Here is a 23,454-nt window from a genome sequence, read left to right as displayed (position 1 = left end):
ACAGTATGGACAACAAGGTATATGTTAACGATGTCGGCCCGCGGGATGGCCTGCAGAATCAGGCCACCGTCCTAACCCCGGCGCAGCGCCTACAACTGATTGGGGCGCTGGTCGACGCCGGCGTCTCAGCCATTGAGGTAGGTAGCTTCGTGTCAGAGAAGGCTGTCCCGGCAATGGCCGGTACCGGCGACATATTCAAACAGCTCCCGGCACAGGACACCATCAGGTACTCGGCTCTGGTGCCGACCAGGAAGTATTACGAACTGGCCCGTGACGCCGGTGCCCGGGTACTGGAAGTCTTTGTCTGCGCCACCGAAACCATGAATCAGAAGAACATTCGCTCATCGATCGCCGATTCCATGGCGGCGGCCGGGGACGTGATCAAACGCGCCAACGAAGAAAGCACTGAGGTTATCGCCTGCATTGCCGTCGCCTGGGAATGTCCGTTTGAGGGGAAAACCGACCCGGCACAGGTTAAACAGATGGCGCGGCAGTTCCTCGACATGGGTGCCAGCCAGTTGCTGATCGCCGACACGATCGGCGCGGCCAACCCGCTGGCTGTCTCAGAGCTGATGTCAGATCTGGTAGCGGAACACGGCGCCGACAAACTCGCCTGCCACTTCCACGACACACGCGCCATGGGCGTAGCCAATGCCTTCGCCGCATTACAGACAGGCATCCGTCACTTCGACGCCTCGGTTGGCGGTTTAGGCGGCTGCCCTTTTGCACCGGGTGCCACCGGCAATGTCGCCACAGAAGACCTGGTGATGATGCTGCACCAGATGGGTTATGAAACCGGCATAGACCTGCCGAAATTAATGGCCGCTGGCGAGTTGGCTGGCGAACTCACCGGCACCTGCACCGGCGGACGCGCAGACCGCTGGCGCCGCCTGCAACTGGAAAAGGGCCGATCCCTGGCCTGACCCACTAGCCGGTGATCACACCCTCACCGGCCAGTGCCGCGATCTCTTCATCCCCGAGACCGAGAATCCCTTTCAGGACTTCCTCATTGTGACTGCCCACAGGCTGACCGGGGAAATCCGTGCGCCCCGGCGTGCTGGACAACTTCGGCAATATGGCCGGTATTTTCAACGGCTCGCCATCGATCTCCACTGACTCGAACATACCGCGCGCCTGATAGTGCTCATCGCCGAGCATATCCTCAACACTGTAGATCGGGCCAACGGGTACCCGCGCCTCTTCTAGCGTCTCGATGATATAAGCCGAGGTGTTGGCCGCACACCAATCGGCCAGGGCTTTATCGATTTCGGGCTCATGCCTTACCCGCCCTTCGTTGTCAGCCATCTCCGGGTTCTCCGCCATCTGCGGATGGCCGGCCGCCACCATAAGACGCTTGAAGATAGAATCGCCATTGCCGCCAATGATGACATGCTTGCCGTCACTGCAGGCGTAAGTATTGGTCGGAACGATACCCGTAACCGTCGTACCGGAGGGCTCGCGAACCACGCCCGCGCCATCGAACTCGGGAACCATACCTTCCATCAGACTGAACACCGACTCGTACAGCGCGACATCGACAACCTGGCCGACTCCGCCACCCTGCGCCTGGGGCCGCGCGCGCTGCACAATCGCCAGCACAATACCCAGCGCCGCGTGAATGGCCGCCAGCGTATCGCCCATACTGATATTGGGGCGCACCGGCGGTTGGCCGGGCTCACCGTTGATATAGCGAAACCCGCCAAAACCCTCTGTGACCGAGGCATAACCCGGCTTGTTGGCATAGGGCCCCGTTTGACCGTAGCCGGAAATGCGCGTGTAGATCAGGCCCGGATTGGTTTTCTTCATGTCCTCGGGGCCCAGCCCCCAGCTCTCCATCAGACCCGGACGAAAATTCTCCACCACCACATCAGCCGTATCGAGCAACTGCCGCGCCAGGTCGCGACCCTTTTCGGACCGGAGATCCATAGTGACACTTTTCTTGTTGCGACCCAGGCTGTAATACCACAGCGACGTGTCACCGCGCACAACTCGCCACTTACGAATCGGGTCGCCGCCAGGTGGCTCGACCTTGATCACTTCGGCACCAAAGTAGGATAACAGCGTACCGGTGAACGGCCCCGCCAGAAGCTGACCCAGCTCCACCACTCGCAAACCTTCTAACGGCCGTGGCAAGTTACTCATGTGTATTCCTCCGAAAACTGGACGCCCGACAAGGTAGTGTCAGGCAATTGTTATATTATAATAACATTATGTCTTTTGTGCTGAAACACAGAATATGCGAATGCCGCTGCCATGCACCACATCCAGTACCAACAGCGCTCGGTAGTCCAGCATCATCAAATACACCACAAGTCGCCGCCGCATAGGAAGACATTTGGTCATCATTTTCCTGTAGCCATAACGTCTTCTGAAAATCTGCATTTGAAAGTTCTCGCAAGCTCTCCGGTAGTGTTTTCAGGTCAAGCATGGCGCTACTTCCCATAAATGAATCTATTAAGCGGAATGTGGGTCTCAGGGCTCTTGTCAGCACCTCTGGCACCGCCACCAAGACCACCTCCCAAGTGCAAACGAGGGTGTAGAAGCAGGTAAGCCAATGACAATAATTACTGCGCCGATGATCGACAACAGGGACTGGCGCTTGCAGTTTCTCTTGATCAATTACCTCAAATTATTCCACAAGGTGTGGCCTGACAAACAAATAGTTTGCAAGGACATTTCCATTCTCAAGCCTACCATTTTCGAAGAGGGTCACGCCGTAGCCTACGACAGGCCTGCCGTCATTCTTGTGAGATTCCGAAATGCCATCCCTGAAGTAATACCCAAGATTGACAGAATCCTTGTCAAAATCGAGATAACCACTGCCCGTAGCGATATTTTCTTGTAATGCTGAATCTGCTTCCAGGAGAATAGGCGCGTTGTCACCGAAACTCAGCACATTGACGGCATCACAGAGAAACGCCGAAAAGCTGACTGTCGGCAAAGGATCGATATCGAGGAATCGGCCAAAAATTAAACCACTGCCCAAGTACGACCATGGTGTCTCGAGCCGCGCCATTATGCTACCGCGACCACCGCTACCAAGGTCTTTCTCATTACAAAATTTGACTTCATCGCCAAGGTCAACCGCAAAGCTCCCGTATTCTCTATAGCCGCGCAACGGGAAAGAGATTATCCAATCGGTTCTGGCGGCAACACCGGCCGATAACACTACATCGTTTGATATGGTGCCCTCATGGGTAGACAACAAAAGCGCTACCGCATCTATGCCTTCCCCTGAGTCGGGAGTGACAATCGTTCCATCGGACAGATGGGCTATCGGATCAGCATCAAAAAGATTGGGATGCTCGTCCCCAGGAGCTGTGTGGGGAATAGCTTCCATGAAGTCGAGCAATCCTATGGCGGGTAGCGCCGACGATAGTCCCAACGAGACATTGACCAGGCTAAAATAACCCGTGACATCCGCAGTGACAGCAGAAACATACAAATCGGCTACAGGATCACGTGTCCACGCGCCTCCGGGTTGCCAGCGCTCTGCAAACTCTTGGCATGACGACTCCAGGACATCCTCGGACGCACTATCACTGACGCCAACAACGTACACTTCCACCATCCCTGTATCTGTAGCAATCTCAAAATCTGTGCCGGCACCACCGAACCTGCCATCACCCGATACGGTGCACGAGCCCTCCGTGATCCTCAAGATCGACAGGTTAGGCTCAACCTGAGTAAATGCAGCGCGCCAGTTTTCGGCCGCGCCGACGTACGCGTTGAAACTGTTAACCAGCAAACCGGTTTCGCCGTCGAGCACCCTGATCTTTAATACAGTCTGTATTGTCGACGGTTTTCTGGTGACATCCAGATAGGTATCCCAGCCATTGGTGGTAGTAAAAAAGGGGACCAGCAAAACCTGACCATGTCCGTCGTTGCTGCGCTCGACAGCACTTGCAAGCTGCGTGATGACAAGTAGGGAGAAAAACAATAATGTACGCATATACTCAAAATCCTTTTTCATTGCAGCGAGCTGTTTACTGCGAGCTAACGATTCGTGTTCTTACCGAATATAGTTATTAGGTCTAGCCTACATATACCCCGATGCCAATGCTAGATCTGCATCTGAAAATACAGCGCTGAGCGTAGATCCGAAAATTCAGTGTCTCAAACCCATGTCCAATACAACCAAGCCGAACCCACAACACAAGGTCTATCCCTACCTGTTTCGCAACCTGGCCATTAACCGGTCCAATCAGGTCTGGACGATGTATATCACGTACATTCCGCTGGCCAGGGGCTTTGTCTATGTTGCCGCCGTGTTGGAGTGGTATTCACGGCGCGTGTTGTTCTGGAAAATCTCTACCACCATGGATACCCACTGCTGCCTGGAGGCGGTTGCGGAGGCCATGTAAAGGTTCGGAAAACCGGATATTTTCAATACCGACCAGGACGGCCAGTTCACCAGCCTAGCGTTTTCGAGCCTGCTAAAAGACAGCGCATCCGGATCAGCATGGATGGCAAAGGCGCATGGCGGGTGGAACGGCTCTGGCGATTCGTGCAACACGAGGAAGCTTACCCGCATGCTTACGACACGGTTTCGGCGGCAAAGGCCGGGCTGGATCGCTACTTCCGGCTGTATAACAGCCGTGCAGTCTCAGTGAGCGTAATTTCGCCTCAGTTTCTTTTCTGAGCTACGGACACAATTCTTATGGAAAAGAGTAGCCCTCGAATCCCAAGGCAAAAAAATCACACAACGCTGGACTCACTACGATCGCAGGTCCCGGTTGGCGCACGGCTTTTCACCAAGCGATTCCCGAGGAGCGACTGAAAAGCCGTGCGCCAACCGGGACCTGCTCACGAAGCCCCAAGATCGTCCAACGCCACCACCAAAGTCGGGACAAAAAAAAGGGACCTATATACATAGCTAGCCAATAAATCCTGCCTTTGCGAGCCAGAAGATATCCATTATCATGCGCAAACCATAATAAATGGCTCAGCAATGGAGTGTGCAATGGCAAATTATGAAGCGCGTAAAAAGATATTCCAAGAAATTGAGAAGCGAAGAAAATCTAAGGTGCTGCTTTACGTCACTGGCGATAGAAGAGGTCTTGAAACACAGATATCACAAGAGATCATAGACCTTTTTGTAGAGCATCTAGACCTGATAGGACCAACAAAGAAAATATCTTTAATACTTCACACTAATGGCGGGCAGACTGCCGCCGCATGGCGGCTCGTAAACTTGCTTCGCACCTTTTGCGATGAGCTGGAGGTACTTATACCACTAAAGGCCTTGAGTGCCGGGACGCTAATTTCCCTAGGCTCTAATACTATTGTGATGACGAAGCAAGCAACGTTGGGACCGATTGACCCCAGTTCCAACGGCCCTCTTAACCCTCAAATTCCGGCGGCAGGGCCAGGCGTTACCGTCCCTGTTAGTGTTGAAGCTGTAAGAGGCTACTTTGAGGCAGCAAAACAAGATTTAGGGGTAACAGAATCTTCTGACTTGGCAAACATTTACATGCATTTGAGTGACAAAGTGCACCCATTAGTTCTGGGGCAAATTTTTAGAACTAGGCAGCAGATACGAGATTTGGCAAAAAAGCTGCTCGTTCATCAAATAAGTGATGATGATAAAGTGGCAAAAGTAATAGACTTTTTATGCAGCGAATCAGGAAGCCATGACTATACTATCAACAGAAGGGAGGGCGTGGACTTGGGGCTTAATATCGAAAAACCAAGCGATCCCTTCTACAAAGAGTTGAAAGCGGTCAATGATAGTTACAGGGATGAATTAAAACTGCTGGAACCATTCGATCTTTCAGAATTGGCAGGGAGAGGGAGTTCAAAGAAGTATGAACTGCACAGATGTTTGATAGAAAGTGTTTCCGGTGGAAGTCATAGATTTACGACCAAGGGCATAGTTAGAAAAACTAAAGTTACTGACCAGAATGGCGTTGATACAGAATCCATCAGTGACAACAGAACATTTGAAGGGTGGAGGAAAGCAAAATGATTGATATCAGCTTTGGAACGGATGCAAGCAAGATCTATCGCGAATCAGCCAATAGTAGTGGCCTGTCCAATTCTGACACCGTGCTTCCTACAGCAGAGTCAAATATACACAGGAACGCCACTATCGTTTTACGCGGTCAACGAAGCGCGATTAAACACTCTTCGCCCGCAGAAAAAGAGATGATCAAAGGCTAATCCTTTTTGGAAAGAAGGTTCCCGGAGAACGCCTCTATAGCTTTATTCGCAATAGCCTCCGGAACCGTGCCTTTCTTGGTTTGCCCCAACAGATAGGCGGGGAATTTAGTTGTAAGATAGGTACGGATCAGCCAACTGCGAAACTCTCCCAGGGCTTCATTTGGGTACGCGTATGAAGGCTGCGGATTGCTTTTGGCTTGCGGGTAATACAGTGGATACTCGTGGTCATATTTAGTACGCTCGCCAAATTTTTCAGAGAGGTTGTTTTTGACCCAATAGGCGCTCCATGCCTTGCCCACTGAGATATCGGGAACCACTCGGTCATTGATCAGAATGCCCGCCCGTATCATCGGGACAATCATCCCAGCGATCTCTCGAAAAACGCTAAAGTAATTGAGCGGGACCGACGTGGCCGTTATGTCCACCCGATCATGGAAGTGCCGCCAGCTATCGAGTATTTTCTGTTCGGGCGAATAGCCCACAGCGTCATAGATAAAACTGCGGAACGTGATACGCGCCAATGAGCGAAACGCTCTAATGGCTTCAGGCCGTGTCTCATCTGCAACAAATGCGTAGTACTCAAGTATCGCAAGACAGACAGGCTCGGTGTACGCATTTACTGGTGATCCACTATGCTCCGACTTGAGGTAAAGCATGTCCTCTAAGTATCCTCCTTGCTCAAGCAGCTGGGAGATTTGCTTGCCTCTTGGCTTATGCCTTTCTTCACCCCAATTGATAGCGAGCCTGTTTAAAACTTTACGGTCTATTCCACACATACGGGCTAGGCCGCTTTCGGTTAGATAAGGGATGCCGTTGTCCAGCACACCCATTTCTACACCGTCAATTTCGATCTGCTTTTCGACGTGGAAAAGTTGCTCTTGGATGGTTGGGACTAAAACCGGTGTTTTCGGCTCCATGTTATTGATTTTTTTAGGTTTAGGGGTGGGCCTAGAATTGGCTAATACAGAATCAACTACATCGTCGAACTTGGCGTTGATGGGCTCAATTATATCTTTGTTTTTAGGCATTGATCAGCTCCTTGTAGGTTAGACGCTTGCCGGAAACCCGCTCAGCGGTCATGGCGATGAAGTCCATAGTGCTCAGGTCAGCGGTGTTGTGGCGGTTTGAAAATTCATTGATGTAGCGGTGCAGGTGCTTTTCACTCATGTAGTGGTATACGCCGTAGTATCCGCGCTTCAGGAGCGCCCAGAAGCTCTCTATGCCGTTTGTGTGTGCCATGCCGTTAACGTACTCGCGGGCAGAGTGATTAACGCTCATGTGATTATAGGGCATCCCCAAGTATGAACTATGGTCGTCTGTGTACACCGTTGAACCGGCGCGGACGTGAGTGCTTATGAAAGAATGCAGGACGCGTTTGCTAGTGCCTGGAATTACCGAGGCGACAACGTTACCTGATCGCTCTTTGATGCCAGCGACAACGATCTTACCGACTGTGCCACGGCCAGCGTGCAGCTTCTTGCTTGCGTGCTTGTTGGTTTCTTTGCCGCCGATATAGGTTTCGTCTACTTCGACTTCGCCGCCAAGTGAACCGCCGTCAGTGGGCTTGTTGTTCATCCATGTTTCGCGGATGCGTTGAGCGAGGAACCATGCGGACTTTTGGGTAATGCCAAGCTCTTTGGCCATCTGGGTAGAGGGAATGCCTTTGCGGGCTGTGGTCATCATGTAGATAGCCATCAGCCATTTGTGCAAGGCTATTTTGGATTCGGCCAGAACGGTGCCAGTGCGAACGCTGAAATGCTTACGGCAATCTTTGCAACGATATGGCATGGGCTTGTGATCTTTGCACTCCGAGGCATTCACGCTTCCGCAGTGCGCACAGTATGGAGTGTCACCCCAGCGTTTACCCTCGAAGTAGAGGCGCGCTGATTCTTCATCAGGAATCTGTTTGAAGAACTCGTATAGGCTGGTTGTTTCTGGCTTGCTCACTGGCTTACTCCCTATCGCTTTAGGAAGTAAATTAGCCAAGAAGTACCGGCTAGTCAATGTTTTTATGGCTAGCTATGTATATAGGTCCCAAAAAAAAGCCCGGCACAAAACCGGGCACAGGGGGCAATGGACCTGCAGGGTGTTAGATAGCCGAGTCCAACTCCGGCCGCTCGACCTGGGCAACCTGCGCCTCAACCTCGGCGACCGAAACGCTCAGGCGTTGCGTGCGCTCTCGGGGGTCGATGCGAACGTAGTGCACCATTCCGGGTTTGAGATCAATCTCAAGCGTCTCGGCACCGTGAATGCCCGTCGAAATCTCGTAAGTGCCAGCGGGATGGCTCGTAGCGATAGCGTCATCGCTCATCAGGCGGCCCATTTGCTCACCATCCACACGCACAGCAATACGCAGGCGCTGGGTGCGGACAGATTCATCGGCGCGGTATACTACCAGCGAGGCTTCACCCGCCGCAGCGGCCTCCGTCTGGTCTGCGGCATTGGCGTTAAGGCTGAACAAAGCCAGCATGGCGGAAATAACCGGGGCGACGATAAGAATGCGAATTGCTGACATGTTGAGCTCCTGTTTTGTTTGATTACACCTTGTATACGGTGCATTTTTGCAATCGGTTCACCCGGATTGAAAAAAAATTGGGACCATCGGTTTTTTCAGTAAGTAGGGCTGTCATTTGAATACCACTGTCGTTCTCACCACCCTCGTACTCTATAAGGTGCTGCTGGTACTTATCGGCTTCTGGGCACAGCGCCGCGTGAACTCTGAACAGGACTTTTTCCTCGCCGGGCGCCAGCTGGGGCCCTGGGTCGGCGCGGTGAGCTATGCCGCCAGCGCGGCCTCTGCCTGGACCCTGCTGGGAATGAGCGGTCTGGCCTATACGGTGGGGTACTCGAGCCTCTGGGTGGCGCTGGGCGCCATTGTCGGCTGCGCGGTATCCTGGTTTGTAGTGGCACCGCGCGTGATGTCACTGGCGGGTGAAAAGGAGCTGCTGTCTGCGACGGAGTTGGTGGCAATGGGTAGCAGCGGCGGCCAGCGCACCAGAATCATTGTCGCGGCTTCTGTGATTATTCTGTTTTGCTTCGTCATTTACATCGCCTCGCAATTTCAGGGGGCGGGCAACACATTCTCTTCAACCTTCGGGCTTAACAACGCGGAGAGCATTGCGCTGGGCGGAATTGTTATTCTGGTGTACACGCTGCTGGGCGGGTTCTGGGCAGTGAGCGTAACGGACACCCTGCAGGGTCTGTTGATGGTCGCCACAGCACTGCTGTTGCCCACCGCCGCAATCATCGAACTCGGGGGCATCAGCGCGTTTGTCGCCGCGCTGGCAGACGTTACCGATACGGCTTATACACAATTTACCGGCAACAACGCAGGCCTCGCTCTACTGGGGTTTTTAGTGGGCTCACTGTCCATCGGTATATCATCCATCGGCCAGCCACATCTGGTGGCAAGGTTTATGGCGCTGAAAGATGCGCGGGCACTGAGACAGGCGCAATACATTGCCACATTCTGGTACGCGATCATGTTCATCGGGATGTGGATTCTGGGCATGTGCGGACGACTGCTGGTAGGCGACCTCGGCAATAGCGAGCAAGTCTTCTTCGCGGTGAACGAAGCGCTGTTCCCCACGGTCCTGGGCGCGATTTTGCTGGCCGCCGTGCTGTCCGCCATCATGTCCACCGCCGACAGTATGCTGCTGGTAACAGGCACTACCGTGGCACACGACTTAGGGCTCAACCGCGGCAGGCGCTGGTCTGCGCTGGCAATTTCACGCCTGGTGATTGCCGTCATCTCACTGGCGGCCATCGCAGTAGCTATCGCTGTTCCAGCGACTATATTTGAACGGGTGCTGTTTGCCTGGGTGGCAATAGGCTCCGCACTGGGGCCGAATGTGTTGTCTCGGGCGCTGAATATTCGCATTCCCGCCAATCGCATACTGCCATCGATGCTGGCGGGCTTCGTCGCTGCACTGGTGCTCTACAGCCTGCCGAACGCGCCCGGCGATGTCGCCGAACGCACGCTGCCCTTTTTGCTGGGGGTTGCAGTACTCACTGTGCGCAGACCGAACCGCAAAGCGATCTAACTAGGCGCTTTCCTCTTCAGACACGCTCTTCAGGGGTTGGCGTACCGCGGGTATTAACGGCACCGTCTCCAGGGCCCAACGTAGGTCGGGATTGGATTTACGCGCTGGCGAGGGAATGGTGAACACTTTTTTACCTTCTGCGGCTTTCATCGCATCGGTATCGATCTTCCAACCTTTCTCTTCTATGTGCGTACGCAACACTTTGCGCCAGGCCCCCATGAACTTGTCCTGCTCCACCGAGACCTCAGCCTCCAGTGTCTGCGGCAGATAGTGGGGGGAGAGTGCCTCAACAATCTCAGCGTCTTCCCGGAACACTTTCTGCGTGCGTTTCACCGAGCCCTTGTCGAACATGCCGAACTTGAAAAAGTTACGCACTTGTACGACGAAGGAACGGGTGGTGTGTTCATCCACCGGAGTGTTGGCGTCAAAAATAATCATCTCCATCCAGGAGTTCACCTGTATATGCAATCGCACACAGTGACCCGGAAGATAGAATGAAGGATGCACATGCGTTTCAGCCTTGTCGCGCCGCGCGAAACGCATCAGGCCCGCATTGCCCTGCATGGGTGGTGGATAGAGGATGCAGGATGAGGTACCAGAGTATTCCGAGCGTTCGATTTTCACCACGTGGTTCTTATCCGCCATATCGCGGTGACCAAAACCCGGGTGCACAAAAGAGGTATGCGCTATATCGATACCGTTCTCCACCACACGGCTGACATCGGCGTTCCAGGTGAACTCGGTATACACAGGCCGCCAGTTGTCCCTGTCGTCGTACTCTGGAAATGGCGGAATAGGATAGCGCTCGGATTCAGGCAGGTCGCCCATAAACACCCAGATCATGCCGTACCGTTCCTGGGCGGGATAGGCATCGATGCGGGCGCGCTCGGGCGCCTCAACACCCTCACCGCGACTGGGAATAAACTGCACCTTCCCCTCGGGGTCAAACTCCCAGCCATGATAGGGACAGGCGACACAATCGCGCTCGGTCGTCCAGCCGTTGGACAGCGCCCCGCCACGATGAATGCAAATGTCACTGAGACAATTGATCTTCCCGTCACTGCCGCGAAACAGCACGAAGTTCTGTCCGAGCAGTTTCGCTCTCACTGGTTTATCTTTGACCTTGTTTGACCACTCGGCCACATACCAAAGATTAGTCAGCATAACCGTTACCTCGCCTGTTATTGCCCATTTTGTAGTTTAACGTAATGTATACGTAGCCTGCCACCAAACCGATCAGTCCGAATTTGATAAATGTCATTATTTCTCTGGTTTCGAGGCTTAATATCAGGTCTACATATGCCTACAACTAGAATTCTTTACAAAGATTCCTCTGGGGAGAGACTGAACGATGGTCAACACTAAACTGCGCCTGCGCCAAACGCGCCTGGTCGCTGCTATCACTGCTGCCTGTGCAGCGCATACGGGCCTTGCCGTAGCCCAGGACGCAAAACTGGAAGAAGTCGTGGTGGTCGCGCGAAAACTGCAGGAGAACGTGCAGGATATTCCCATGTCCATTAACGTATTCAGCAAAACTGAAATCGACCGATTGGGCATCACCAACACCGAGGATGTGATCAAGTATAACCCGGGCATGACACTTACACAGGGCATCGGCGGTGATGATGTACGCCCTGACCTGCGCGGTGTAACCACACTGTCCGGACGCTCCAACGTGGCCATTCTGGTGGACGGTGTCGACCAGACCAGTGACGCACTGATCGGCACAGGCGCCGGACAACTCGTCTCCCTTGACCTGTATGACCTCGAGCAGGTTGAAATCGTACGCGGTCCGCAGAGTGCATTGTTTGGCCGCAACGCATTTGCCGGCGCGATCAACTACATCACCCGCCGACCTTCCGACGTGTTCGAGGCCGAAGTAGGGCTGGAAGCTGGCAACTATGATCTGCTCAAGGAAAATGTATCAGTTACAGGGCCAATTACCGACGACTTGCGATACCGCTTGAATCTGGCACACAAAAAAGTGGATGGACAATACGACCACCCAATCACTAACAAGAATCTCGGCGATGAAAAAAGTCACGCCGCCTCGCTCTCGCTGGAGTGGAGTGCAACCGACTCTCTCAACTTCCTCACACGTGTTGATTACGCCAATCAGAAAATTGGCGAAAGCCCAGTGGCAATAAGCCCCTTCAATGCCTGTACCAGCATCGATGCCAATGGCGACGAAGTACGCACCGAGGGCGTGTGTGACCTGATCCCGTTCGTTGAATCGCCCACGTCTATAGGTGAACTCAAGGGCGACGAGGATGACATTCGCCTTTCCACGCAAGGCACGGATGGCGTGAAGAACAAGATCTTCACAATCAATGTTCAGACTGAATACGACACCGACAACTACACTATTTTTGCCAATACCGCCTATACCCACCACGATGCTGACAACGAGTACGATCTGGATGCCCAGCCTACCGTGACCAGCCTGCCGGCAGAACCCGCCGCCGATACGCCGATTCCATCCCTGGCCGCGCTGAGCTTTCCGTGGGTCGACGAGAACAACCCGTTCAACTATGTATATGACGCCGAAAACCAACGCGACGTCTACTTCCAGGATCTGCGCCTCACCTTCAAGACCGGCGATAATATCGACTGGATGATCGGTGGCGAATACTATTACGAGGACTACAAGCAGAAAGACTACCAGCGGGCAAACGAAGCCATCAACCGCGACAACCTGACCGCAACAACAACAGTGACTACGGCTACCTGGGTAGACAGTACGGCTTCCAACCCCTTTCTTGCGAAAACCGACAGCATCGTCGAGACACTGGCACTGACTGGGACGCTGCCGCGCGACGCAGAGCGGGAGACCAAGGCCTTTGGAATATACGCAGCGATGAACTGGCTGTTTGCCGATGACTGGCAACTCAATCTCTCCGCACGCTACCAGCAGGAGGATATTAGTATTGAGTACGGCACAATTGACCCGACCTATGTCACGCCGATGTTCGAGGACGACAAACCCGGGGTAACCTATCCCTCGACTCCCTACACCGGCGGCTCCTGCCCGGGACCAATCTCGCCCAACGGTACCCTATGTGCCAATTCGGCTACCGGTGTACCTAACTACAGCGGCCCGAACAAGGTCACTGGCAGCGAGAACTTTGACGCGTTCAACCCAAGGGCCTCGCTAACCTGGCACTACAATGACGATCATATGTTCTATGGCTCCATTGCCCGTGGCACCAAGCCCGGAGGTTTCAACTTCGAATCCCTGCTGGAATCGGAAAACGTCGTTTACGATCAGGAGAAATTGACCACGTACGAACTCGGCTGGAAAGGTAAGTGGTGGGAAGACCGCATCCTGTTTAACGGCGCCATCTATTACAACAAGAACGAGGACAAGCAAGCCAGCGCCAACCAGCCAGCCGCAGATGGCAATCCACCGGTACCGTATGTCGACAATATTGGCGACGCCAAGTCCTACGGTCTGGAATTATCCAACACCGTACTGATCACCGATCACATTCGCCTAGACTGGAGTTATAGCTACATCGATGCCGAGTATGACGGCTTCGTGCGCACCCGTTCCGATGGTGCGTCCACGGTGGATCTCAGCGGCGAAACACTGCCACGGACTCCCAAACATTCCGGAATCGTATCGCTGCAGTACAACTTGCCGGTGGGCGACGCCGACTTCTACGCTCGCACTGACGTGATTTACCGCGATGACATGATTGCCGACGACCTCGGCTGGGCAACCTTGCCCTCGCTGACAACGGTAGATCTGCAAATCGGCTGGATCACCGAAAAATGGGAAGTCATCGGTTACGTCAATAACGTCACAGATGAGGATGAACTGGTTAGCGGCGTCGGCTTTGTGAACTTCCAGCAGCAGTTCCAGAACTTATACACCGTTACCCTGGCAAACAAGCGCAATGGCGGTATCCGCGCCAAATATCGCTTCTAAGGGAAGGGTTCAAATACAGGAGAAGGTCCACACCAGGGCCTTTTCCTCGTCCTATCGATACCACCCCAGACAGTTCAATTCACCGCCACCTAATTCACTCGGTCTGCTTGACTCCTGCTTGTGCTCCAATGGCATACTTGCAGAATGAGCTTCCCGAAAGCGACACTGTATTACGTTCACGACCCCATGTGCAGTTGGTGCTGGGGTTTTCAACGATCGTGGCAAAGCCTGCGACAGGCTCTACCGGAAGATGTTGGCGTCGTAAATGTGGTAGGCGGGTTGGCACCTGACAGCGACCAACCAATGCCTCTGGAGCAGCAGAAAACCATTTCCGGCTATTGGGAAGAGGTGAGCAGACGGACAGGGGCACAGTTCAATTATGATTTCTGGCAGCAGTGCAAACCCAGGCGCTCCACTTACCCGGCCTGCCGTGCAGTATTGGCAGCATGCAAACAAAATGCAGAACAGGCGATGATCGACGCCATTGCGCACGCCTACTATCTGCGCGCAATGAACCCCTCGGACAACAGCACCTTGATCACGCTCGCCGGTGAGTTGGGGCTGGACTCACAGCAATTCTCAGAAGACCTCGTGAATAGCGACACTGAGAATGAACTGCAGCGGCAGTTTACCCTGCGACGAGATCTCGGTGTCAGATCGTTTCCTTCACTGGTTCTGAAGAACGGGGACGCAACAACACATATCGCAATCGATTACGCATCGCACCTGCCCATGCTTCGGGCTATTGGAGACTCTCTACCCAATTAGGCTCAGAAGTTCCCGTTAACCTTTACTGGGTAAAATCCATCCAATAAAGACAGCTGCAATACTGACGACAATACTACCCAGGAGCGCCCAACCCAGTTGCGACAACCCACTTCCCTCTATCGACATCGCGTTTCCGGCAAGCCATGCGGTCAGCATCAGCATCAGGGCGTTAATGATAAACATGAACAGACCCAGAGTGATGATGGTAACAGGAAGGGACAACAGGCTGACCAGCGGCTTCACAAAGACATTCACCAGGCCGAAGATCACGGCCACAAGCAGAAAGCTGGAGACAGAAGACTCTATATGAATCCCCGGTACGATCACCGTGGTCACCCAGAGCGCTGCTGCAGTCACAAGAATACCAAGAATTATATTGATAACTATCTCCCGATTATTAAGGGCTGGTACAGGCAGCGTAGCACAACCCGTACAACCGTATACAGCCTGCGGATAACCCCTCCGTCAGCGTCACTTCATCTGTACATCCACAACGCCCTCTAGAGTCGACACACCGAGTGTTTCGCGGGCCTCTTCATCGTCGAGCAGATGGGCCGCAAAGAACAGCATGCCGTAGGTGGCAGTGATATCCCGTGCCAGCACATTATCGATGTAGGTGAACGGTTCGCCCGGCACCGTCTGGCGCACGCCGTCACCGCAACCGGCATTGAACTCCGGTACGATTCCCGCGATATCCGAAAACGACCAGTGCCCCGCATCAGCGATTTCAATTTTCCAGGCCGGACCAACCGCTGCCTCATAGTTTGCCCGCAACACGGTGTTGCCGATGCTTCCGATACTGTTGTCCTCACCGGCAACCATAAACAACATAGGCTCCTCGATATTCGCGACGCTGACTCCGGGGAACAAAGGGTTCTCAATCGGTGCGGCAATAATCATCCCGGCTTTAAAACGTTCATCGTCCTGCAGGATTTTGCCGGCGGTGACCGCGCCATAGCTGTGGCCCGCTATGGCTACCCGGTTCTCGTCGAACCGACCCTGCAGAGCCTCTGGCAGCACCTGGGAATTACCAATCAGCAGTTCATCCAGAATGGCGGAGACATCACTTGTGCGCGTCGCCAGGAACTTCACGTTCAGCATTGCGCCAGAGTCGAACAAAGTGTTGCGCGCGTGATCCGGTGCTGCGACCGCTATACCGTGACTGGCCAGACGCTCCGCAAGAGAAAAAGAGGAATATCGCGTGCATTCGAAACAGTGAGAAAAGATCACCAGCGGCAACACCGCCGGACTGGTAGCGGGTTGTGAGTCCCGCGCTGAGAAAGTTTCGCGCCGCGTACACTGCTGTGGCGCAGTTTCCAGCAGCGTGAGAATTTCCTCCCGCTCGCCCGCATCGATGGCGAAATCTTCAATGGACTGTGCAGCCAGTGTGTTTTCGGCCGGGTACCAAAGCTCGACATTGAGCACCCTGCCTTCACGGGTATTCATTACGCTTATGGTCTGATTGCCGACCGGATAGGGTCCCATCTCATCATAGCTGTAGGATTGCGCTGCGCCGCTTACATCACTACCTGCCGCACCGTCGCTGCCATCTGAGCATCCAGAGAGTACTGGCAACAGCAGGGCCGCCAGGGAAAAACACCATCGCAAATGGAACATAGAACATCACTCCTGCAGAATTATTATTGGTGGCACTACCTCGCCGGGCCAGATGCGCTTGGTTGAGGAAAAAGCAGAGGTCGATAGTGTTGACTATCAGCGCCAATATGCCACGTTGTCAACTTTCCGCGGCACTGATTCGGCAGAACAAGCCAGCCTGCAAAAGGGACCGAGACTAAAAGTTGATTGGAAGCGGCTTGTTTGCAGCATCAATTGGCCTATACTTTCCCGTCAATACGAAACCCCGGATCACATGACAGACGCTCGATCCAGTGTATTGCCCACCAGAATATTCCACCGTAAAGAATTGGAGCTCTTGCATGAAAACCTTGATAAACCTACCTGCACTCTTTCTCAATGGCATTCTCGTTTTGCTGTTGAGCGCATGCACACCAACGGTGGGTCACTTTACCCCAACAGTGGCACAAGACCCGAACAACACGATGTTTTACATTTACCGCCCTGCGGCTTCCAACCCTGGTCTGATGAAGCCGTTGAGGTTCGATTATCCCGATGTGTTGGTCGACGGAAAAAGTATCGGCGTCCTCAAATACAATGAGTACCTGGTCTCAGAACTGACACCCGGCCCACATACAGTCACTGTCACCGGTTTGACTACCGCATCCAAAGGATGGGCGGAACGCGATATCGAGCGCAGCATCCCCATGGATCAGGGCAAGCAAGTATTTATGAAACTGCAGGTGGAATATGATTTAGACGACATGCCGCTTGATCAGTTGGGCGCCAAGTACATTATCAATCTGCAGCCGGTAGACGGCGAGGATGCCATCTACGAGATTCGAAATACCGCCCCAGCCACAAATTAATCGGGTATGTGCGACATGCAGCTCCGACTCCACTGCATTCCGGATAGCTGAAGGGATTGCTGCATTCAGCGCTCCGGGCTAATCCACACGCTGCGGCGCAATAAACTCACCCGGCATCGCGCCGGTAGCGGCACCATTGGCAAAAGTCGACACGCCATTCACCAGCGTCAGACGCATCGGCGCCGCATCGCGCGTCCAGCGCCAGGTGTAACCGCCATTACCGTCGGGGACATCACTGACCTTGTACTTCTCGCGCCGTTCAATTTCGTCCAGAGAGAACACGGTGATATCCGCTCGCTTGCCCACCGCCAGCACACCGCGGTCATGAAAACCGAAATGCCCCGCCAATTTTCCAGTCTGGCAGTGCACGGCCTCTTCCATTGACAGCTTGCCCTCGCGGACATAGTCGGTATACAGAAGCAGGTTATCGCCGCTGCCGCAAAACAACTGCCCGTGTGCGCCGCTGTCGTTAATGTTGCCCACGGTAAGAGGGTCACGGATCAACCGAACAACCATATCATCATCCTTGTCCCAGGGCGGCATGGTGACGGTGGACGACAGACCGTTGTGGATAAACCATTCTGCCAACGCATCAGAGGGATGTACTCCCAGTTCGTTGGAATACTCTCCGAGTGTAATGCCCTCAGGCCCAGCCCCATTGTCGGAGTTGTCCAGCATCATCGGTGCCGGGTTGCGAAAGAAAGACGTTTCAAGAGACTCGTTATCCCAGGAATGCCTGGCGCGTTCGCGCCACTGGGGGTCGGCTAACAGCGCCAGTTTTTCCTCGTCAGTCTCTGCCGTTACCACTTCATGCCAGACGTATTCATTCGACTGCGCGAACAACAGGGACTGGCGGATGCTAGCGGTGACGGTAATCGGCACATGTGCAAATCCCGTCCAGAAGTCGCGGCCTTCTTTGGCAAAGCGCTCGTGCAACTCAACAAAAGGTTGCTGCAAACCGTAGTCTTTTTGCCATTTCAGCGTGGGCACACCGGCCCACTGCACCCGCACATTCAAGCCGTCCGTTAAGCGCGCAATACGCTCCATGGTGTCGCCACCGGTAAAGCGCATCAGCGTGTCTATCACCACCTGCACCGTTGCACCGGGGTAGCGCTCCATCACTTTGAACAGTGCCATCATTTCGGCATCGTCAGCCAACATTGAGGGGATGGGGCGGTCCTCGCCATCGTGATCAAGGAAGTTCGTGGATAGCCCCAATGCACCGGCGGCCAGCGCGTCGTCCAGCAACTCTGCAATCTGCTCTATTTCCTCTGCGGTGGCTGCGCGCTCCCAGGCCTCCAACCCCATAACAGCCAGGCGCAGCGCGATATGCCCGACAAATGTGCAGTAATTCGCCGCCACGCTGCAGTTTTCTACCATCGAGTTTTTGTACTCAGACCACTTGCGCCAATCCCAAGGCAGGTTGCTGAAGAAGGGTGGCTCGGGTATGTCTTCAAAGAAGGAAAAGATTTTTACCACCTCGGCGCGAACGTCGGCGTCCTCATGCGTCGGCGCAAGGGCGAAACCACAATTGCCCATCACAACGGTTGTCACACCGCAGCCGGGCAGTGGGTCCAGGTCGGGCTGCCACCACATTACCCCGTCAAAATGTGTGTGGCTCTCTATCAGCCCGGGAGTTACATAGCAGCCACTGGCGTCCACGACCTCCTCTCCCGCTTCAGGCTCGAGGTTCCCGATAGCCGCGATCATTCCTTCCTGCACCCGCACATCGGCCACGTAACTGTCGGCGCCGGTGCCATCGATCAGCGTTCCACCTTTTATCAGCATCACACACTCCCCATCTGCATTAACGTTAGTAGATTGAATTATTCAGTTGTTACTGTCAGATTATTAGCAATATACTGCTTTTAATTTGAACAATATTGTCAATTCTTATGAAAATCACCGAGGTCGCCCAATGCCTGCTATTGATCGCTAGCGGACGCCAGCTCAGCCAGCGAAGCCTGCGCCAGCTGGCACACTACTTCTCCGGCAGCCGGTCCGACCTTGAGACCGACGGCTTCATTGAACTGGTCAAACAGGTACAGGCAAACCTGCACCGCCAGCCGGGCTCGAAATCCCTGGTGGAGGATTATTTACCCTATCTGGATCCACCCGGTTTTGACAGCGACACCGCAGCGCAGGCGTTTATCGATCGCTTTGTCGAGAACCTGGGGCCGCTGCTGCTGTGGACTCAGCCGATTACCATGGGCTACGCACGGCGCATGCAGGGCAGCCCCTTTGACATCACCTCCGACCAGACCGAGGGCATTCCGGGCTGGCTCATTCTCTACACACTGGAGGGGGAAGGCGTACTCGATACTGGCGTGCGTAAACTGCCGCTTCAGGTCGGACATATGGCAGCATTTGAGCCGGGGGCCGTGTTCAGCTATTACCGCGCATCCCACTCAGGTAACTGGGGGCACTACTGGATCTCCTTTCAGGCTGAAGCCGCATGGCGGGAGTGGATGGCATGGCCCCGGGTAGGCCCACATATCGGGCACCTGGCGTGCACTGATACAGGCAAGGCAGATATCGAACAGAACCTCGCGATTTTGTATCAGAGCTTTCTCAGTGCATCACCGATGAAGCTCGAACTCGAGCACAACCTGCTGGAGCAACTGATACTCAGGGCTCGCAATTTGTTGCCGTCCGAATCCCAGGTCGGACTGGACCCCCGCATTGCCAAGGCACAGGCGTTTATCGAGGACAACTATGATCGCGTCTTCTCGATCGAGGAAGTGGCCGCTGCGGCAAATATCTCAGCATCGCGGCTAGCGCATAAGTTCAAAGATCAGACAGGGCTGACAGTGCTGGAATGGCGCGATGAAAAACGGATGATGACCGCCGCGCAGCTGCTGCGCGCTACCAGCACGCCGATTTCAACGATTGCCGACCATGTCGGTTATGTCGATGCACCCTACTTCAGTAGAACATTTAGACGCCTGATAGGCTGCACGCCACGACAGTATCGCAGCCGACGATAGTGATGCGAGAGTGCTAGTAGACGCGTCCTGCCGCAATCCCCTGACACATTTAGGGGGCTGTTCAGTCTCAGGAATAATGCGCTAAGGTAACGACTACACCAAACTGCGTCCGCCGTGCTGTAATGACAGCCGCAAACGCGATAGCGCCAACAAAAATAACAGGTGCAGGAAAGTTGCTGAATACATTATCGCAAACAGCGCGACCAAGTAGTTGCAGGCTGGCAAACAACACAGGCAAATTTGCACTCTCAGACACAGTACTGGCCGTACTGCTTTACTGCTGTGCGACTACGCCTGCCATCGCAAGACAACTGGAAGAAGTCGTAGTCACCGCGCAGAAGCGCACTGAGTCACTACAGGATGTACCCATCTCCATCGCCGTTGTCAGCGGGCAAGAAATACAGGATCTGAGTATTTTTGACTTCACCGAGACCGCGCAACTCACCCCCGGCGTAAACTTCTTTCCCGGTGTGCAGTCGGCGGCCATTAGACTGAGGGGCGTGGGGCCAGCGTCTTTTGCGCTGACTTCGCCGCAAAGTGTCGCCGTTTTCGTCGATGATTTCGCACAGGGTTCGATCGGCGCGGTGTTTTCTACCCTGGTGGACATTGAACGTATCGAACTGCTGCGCGGCCCGCAGGGTACGCTTTACGGGCAGAACGCGCCCAGCGGCGCTTACAATATCACCACGAAAGCGCCTAATACCGAAGTCCTTGAAGGCTATATCGAGGGCTCCTACGGTTTACAAAATTCCACCAGCAGAGATACCGTGGATGTCCGTGGCGCGGTCAACATGCCACTCATATCAGAAAAGCTGGGCCTCAGGCTCGCCGGTGCCTACGCCGATTCGGATGGCTATGTTGACGTCAAAAACCCGGTATCGGGCGAAAGCAGCACTGGCGGCAAGGAACACAAAGCCCTTAGGTCGAGACTGGTATGGATAATCAGCGAGGACATGGAGCTGCACTGGAAGATTGGCTACCAGAACCTGAAAGATCAACCGGTAGACTTTAACATCGAGGGTATAGTGCCAGGTACTGGTGGTGCCAACGCTATACCGGCAACACGAAACACATTTAGAGACCGCTACTACTACGGCGATTTTATCTCCGACGCGCATTCAAAAATCCAGGAAACCACCCTGCACTGGATCTGGGCTCACGATGCCGTAAATGTCGAGTTTCTTACCTCCTACCAGAAGCTGGACACCTATCAGCTGGAGAATCGGGAGCCCTACCCCGGCAGAGACAGCAGCCTCGAGATTCAGCTAGACTGGAAAACCACGTCAGCGGAATTGCGGGCGTCCGGCGCCGGAGAGCGCTTCGATTACATCACCGGGCTGTACTATGCCAAGCGCGAGCTCGACGGTGATTTTGATGTCACCCTCACTGGCGTTAACCTGGTCGGTCCGGCCGAGGGTGCGGGAGATGTGAAAGCTGCCTACGCCAATTTTACCTTTCACCTGTCTCCGGAGTGGGACCTGACCCTGGGCGCGCGCTACGACAAGAACGATATCTGGACCAAAAGTAATTTTGCTTTTCTGGCCTTTAATTCCATCGTGGATGACGATGTCAGCTATGACCACCTATCCTGGAGTTTTAAGTTGCAACACTATTTCAACGAACATATGACGGCCTATCTGGCGATCGACAACGCCTACAAACAGGGTGGGTTCAATAATCTGGTACCCGGCCTTCTTGCACTGGCACCAATTTTCCCGGAGATCGCCGAAGCGGGTAGCGAAATGCTCGCCTTCGATGACGAGACCTCCACAGCGTTCGAGATTGGCCTCAAGGGTTCTGCGCTGGAAGGACGTATGAGTTACAGCGTCGACATTTTCTATCAGGAATTCAAAAACCACCAGATATACCAGCCGGTCAATACCACCGCACTGAAAACCCCGATTGGCGACCTGAATGCGCTGTTCTCTGCCCAACTCGCGAACGCCGATAACGTCAACACCAAGGGTATTGAGTTTGACGTGCAATACCTGCTTGCCGAGAACTGGGACCTCGGCTTTCGCGCCGCCTATTTCGACCCTACGATAGACGAATGGCAATTTCGCTTTTGTCAGCCAGGTGAAGAGTTGTCTCCCGACCAATTACTGTGCCCGGCAAACAATGAGCCACTGAACACACTGCCCCAGTGGAATTCAAATTTTCAGATCGGCTATAGCCGCCCGTTGTCAACTACCTGGGGATTCTCCAGCCGGCTCAACTGGTCCTGGCAGTCTGTACCAAACTACACCAGGGAAACCGACGCTTTCTCTGACACAAAGAGTCTGCTCGGCTTGAATTTTGGCCTTCACTCAACGAACGGGCTGGATATCCGCCTGTGGGGCAAAAACCTGACAAATGAAGACCTGAATGTCGACCCCGATCTGCGGACTGACGGCGACCCCGGCCTGCCGCAGCCATACAGCGGCAGGTATTACCCGGGACGAGAGTACGGACTAACAGTCAGCTACAGTTTCTAACCGTCCTGCAGCGACTTTCAGTCGCCGCACAGTTGCAACACAGACTGCCGATAATGACATCTTCGTGGAAACCGTTAGAATGCACGCTCACGCAATTCCCGGACAAAACTATGATTTCCAAACCCATGGAGCAGGCGCTCCTCACTCAGCTTAACCGTGAATTTTCTTCTGCCTATATTTATCTCGCAATGTCGGCCTATTGCAGTCACCTCGAATTCAACGGCGCCGCCAGCTGGTTCAAGCTGCAGTATGAAGAGGAACACCTTCACGCTACACGAATCTACAACTACCTGGTTGAACAGGGTGTACACGTCGTGCTCGGCGAAGTGGCCTGTCCTCCCAGCGATTTCGGCAATCTTTTGGACGTGTTCAACGCTGCTTTGACTCACGAGCAATCAATGACATCCCTGCTCAACGACCTCAGCGACCACGCCCTGAAAGAAAAGGATCACGCTACCTACAACCTCCTGCAGTGGTTTGTGAATGAGCAGGTGGAGGAAGAGGCGACCCTCGGTGGCATCATCTCCAAATTGAAACTGGTGAAAGAAGACGGCTATGGCCTGCTGATGATCGACAATGAACTCGGTGCACGCCAGACTGCCTCTACCGCCGCCTGACCTGCATCGCAGGCCCGCACAGAACCCG

20 protein-coding genes and 1 pseudogene are annotated in these 23,454 nt (G+C 54.0%); 11 read left to right on the top strand and 10 right to left on the bottom strand.

Annotated features, from left to right (window positions below; all coding sequences use genetic code 11):
* Nucleotides 1-5 precede the first annotated feature (5 nt).
* On the top strand, nt 6-923 hold the full coding sequence (locus AC0L6S_RS18810; protein WP_473425651.1) for a hydroxymethylglutaryl-CoA lyase: 918 nt from the start codon (nt 6-8) through the stop codon (nt 921-923).
* Between the two features lie 4 nt (nt 924-927).
* Here AC0L6S_RS18810 and AC0L6S_RS18805 read toward each other — a convergent pair whose 3' ends face one another.
* From AC0L6S_RS18805 to AC0L6S_RS18795, 3 genes are all read right to left on the bottom strand, one after another.
* Nucleotides 928-2,142, bottom strand: a complete 1,215-nt coding sequence (locus AC0L6S_RS18805; protein ID WP_473425650.1) for a CaiB/BaiF CoA transferase family protein — start codon at nt 2,140-2,142, stop codon at nt 928-930.
* Nucleotides 2,143-2,197: 55 nt separating this feature from the next.
* Nucleotides 2,198-2,428: a hypothetical protein gene (locus AC0L6S_RS18800; protein WP_473425649.1), complete on the bottom strand. Its 231-nt coding sequence runs from the start codon at nt 2,426-2,428 to the stop codon at nt 2,198-2,200.
* A gap of 201 nt (nt 2,429-2,629) precedes the next feature.
* Nucleotides 2,630-3,973: a hypothetical protein gene (locus tag AC0L6S_RS18795; RefSeq protein WP_473425648.1), complete on the bottom strand. Its 1,344-nt coding sequence runs from the start codon at nt 3,971-3,973 to the stop codon at nt 2,630-2,632.
* A 133-nt stretch (nt 3,974-4,106) separates the two neighbouring features.
* On the opposite strand from AC0L6S_RS18795, the pseudogene AC0L6S_RS18790 reads away from it, so the two are divergent.
* From AC0L6S_RS18790 to AC0L6S_RS18780, 3 genes and pseudogenes are all read left to right on the top strand, one after another.
* Nucleotides 4,107-4,600 (top strand): annotated as a pseudogene (locus tag AC0L6S_RS18790) (transposase); the annotation flags it as partial.
* 363 nt (nt 4,601-4,963) lie between these two features.
* A complete protein-coding gene (locus tag AC0L6S_RS18785; RefSeq protein WP_473425647.1) occupies nt 4,964-5,968 on the top strand; it encodes an SDH family Clp fold serine proteinase in 1,005 nt (334 codons plus the stop codon).
* Nucleotides 5,965-6,162, top strand: a complete 198-nt coding sequence (locus AC0L6S_RS18780) for a hypothetical protein (RefSeq protein ID WP_473425646.1) — start codon at nt 5,965-5,967, stop codon at nt 6,160-6,162. The genes AC0L6S_RS18785 and AC0L6S_RS18780 overlap by 4 nt, the downstream gene beginning before the upstream one ends.
* Here AC0L6S_RS18780 and AC0L6S_RS18775 read toward each other — a convergent pair.
* From AC0L6S_RS18775 to AC0L6S_RS18765, 3 genes are all read right to left on the bottom strand, one after another.
* Complete coding sequence (locus tag AC0L6S_RS18775) at nt 6,159-7,190, bottom strand: BstA C-terminal domain-containing protein (protein ID WP_473425645.1); 1,032 nt, start codon at nt 7,188-7,190, stop codon at nt 6,159-6,161. The two genes, AC0L6S_RS18780 and AC0L6S_RS18775, sit on opposite strands and share 4 nt — an antisense overlap.
* Nucleotides 7,183-8,109, bottom strand: a complete 927-nt coding sequence (locus AC0L6S_RS18770; protein WP_473425644.1) for an IS1595 family transposase — start codon at nt 8,107-8,109, stop codon at nt 7,183-7,185. The genes AC0L6S_RS18775 and AC0L6S_RS18770 overlap by 8 nt, the downstream gene beginning before the upstream one ends.
* Nucleotides 8,110-8,251: 142 nt before the next feature.
* Nucleotides 8,252-8,677 carry a hypothetical protein gene (locus AC0L6S_RS18765; RefSeq protein ID WP_473425643.1) on the bottom strand — a complete coding sequence of 142 codons (426 nt, stop codon included), beginning with the start codon at nt 8,675-8,677 and terminating at the stop codon, nt 8,252-8,254.
* Between the two features lie 115 nt (nt 8,678-8,792).
* On the opposite strand from AC0L6S_RS18765, the gene AC0L6S_RS18760 reads away from it, so the two are divergent.
* On the top strand, nt 8,793-10,205 hold the full coding sequence (locus AC0L6S_RS18760) for a sodium/proline symporter (protein WP_473425642.1): 1,413 nt from the start codon (nt 8,793-8,795) through the stop codon (nt 10,203-10,205).
* Here AC0L6S_RS18760 and AC0L6S_RS18755 read toward each other — a convergent pair whose 3' ends face one another.
* Entirely contained in the window at nt 10,206-11,369 is a 1,164-nt protein-coding gene (locus AC0L6S_RS18755) for an aromatic ring-hydroxylating dioxygenase subunit alpha (RefSeq protein ID WP_473425641.1), read from the bottom strand. It lies immediately after the preceding gene.
* Between the two features lie 187 nt (nt 11,370-11,556).
* Here AC0L6S_RS18755 and AC0L6S_RS18750 point away from each other — a divergent pair, with 187 nt between their 5' ends.
* The gene (locus AC0L6S_RS18750) at nt 11,557-14,136 is read left to right on the top strand and encodes a TonB-dependent receptor (RefSeq protein ID WP_473425640.1); all 2,580 of its coding nucleotides are present in this window, start codon (nt 11,557-11,559) and stop codon (nt 14,134-14,136) included.
* A gap of 144 nt (nt 14,137-14,280) precedes the next feature.
* Nucleotides 14,281-14,904 (top strand): DsbA family protein, encoded by a 624-nt coding sequence (locus AC0L6S_RS18745; protein ID WP_473425639.1) that lies wholly within the window; start codon nt 14,281-14,283, stop codon nt 14,902-14,904.
* Between the two features lie 15 nt (nt 14,905-14,919).
* On the opposite strand, the gene AC0L6S_RS18740 is transcribed toward AC0L6S_RS18745, so the two are convergent.
* Together AC0L6S_RS18740 and AC0L6S_RS18735 are read right to left on the bottom strand one after the other, a co-directional pair.
* Nucleotides 14,920-15,276 carry a phage holin family protein gene (locus AC0L6S_RS18740; protein WP_473428642.1) on the bottom strand — a complete coding sequence of 119 codons (357 nt, stop codon included), beginning with the start codon at nt 15,274-15,276 and terminating at the stop codon, nt 14,920-14,922.
* A gap of 99 nt (nt 15,277-15,375) precedes the next feature.
* Nucleotides 15,376-16,521, bottom strand: a complete 1,146-nt coding sequence (locus AC0L6S_RS18735; protein WP_473425638.1) for an alpha/beta hydrolase family protein — start codon at nt 16,519-16,521, stop codon at nt 15,376-15,378.
* A 320-nt stretch (nt 16,522-16,841) separates the two neighbouring features.
* On the opposite strand from AC0L6S_RS18735, the gene AC0L6S_RS18730 reads away from it, so the two are divergent.
* Nucleotides 16,842-17,348 (top strand): hypothetical protein, encoded by a 507-nt coding sequence (locus tag AC0L6S_RS18730; protein WP_473425637.1) that lies wholly within the window; start codon nt 16,842-16,844, stop codon nt 17,346-17,348.
* 78 nt (nt 17,349-17,426) lie between these two features.
* On the opposite strand, the gene AC0L6S_RS18725 is transcribed toward AC0L6S_RS18730, so the two are convergent.
* Nucleotides 17,427-19,136 carry an N-acyl-D-amino-acid deacylase family protein gene (locus AC0L6S_RS18725; protein WP_473425636.1) on the bottom strand — a complete coding sequence of 570 codons (1,710 nt, stop codon included), beginning with the start codon at nt 19,134-19,136 and terminating at the stop codon, nt 17,427-17,429.
* A 107-nt stretch (nt 19,137-19,243) separates the two neighbouring features.
* On the opposite strand from AC0L6S_RS18725, the gene araC reads away from it, so the two are divergent.
* The 3 genes from araC (at nt 19,244) to AC0L6S_RS18710 (ending at nt 23,426) form a co-directional block, all read left to right on the top strand.
* Complete coding sequence (gene araC, locus AC0L6S_RS18720) at nt 19,244-20,335, top strand: arabinose operon transcriptional regulator AraC (RefSeq protein ID WP_473425635.1); 1,092 nt, start codon at nt 19,244-19,246, stop codon at nt 20,333-20,335.
* Between the two features lie 173 nt (nt 20,336-20,508).
* Nucleotides 20,509-22,809: a TonB-dependent receptor gene (locus AC0L6S_RS18715; protein WP_473425634.1), complete on the top strand. Its 2,301-nt coding sequence runs from the start codon at nt 20,509-20,511 to the stop codon at nt 22,807-22,809.
* A gap of 110 nt (nt 22,810-22,919) precedes the next feature.
* On the top strand, nt 22,920-23,426 hold the full coding sequence (locus AC0L6S_RS18710; protein WP_473425633.1) for a ferritin: 507 nt from the start codon (nt 22,920-22,922) through the stop codon (nt 23,424-23,426).
* Nucleotides 23,427-23,454 lie beyond the last annotated feature (28 nt).

Source organism: Halioglobus sp. D3-4, assembly GCF_055809315.1.
This window is presented reverse-complemented; position numbering and strand designations above follow the sequence as displayed.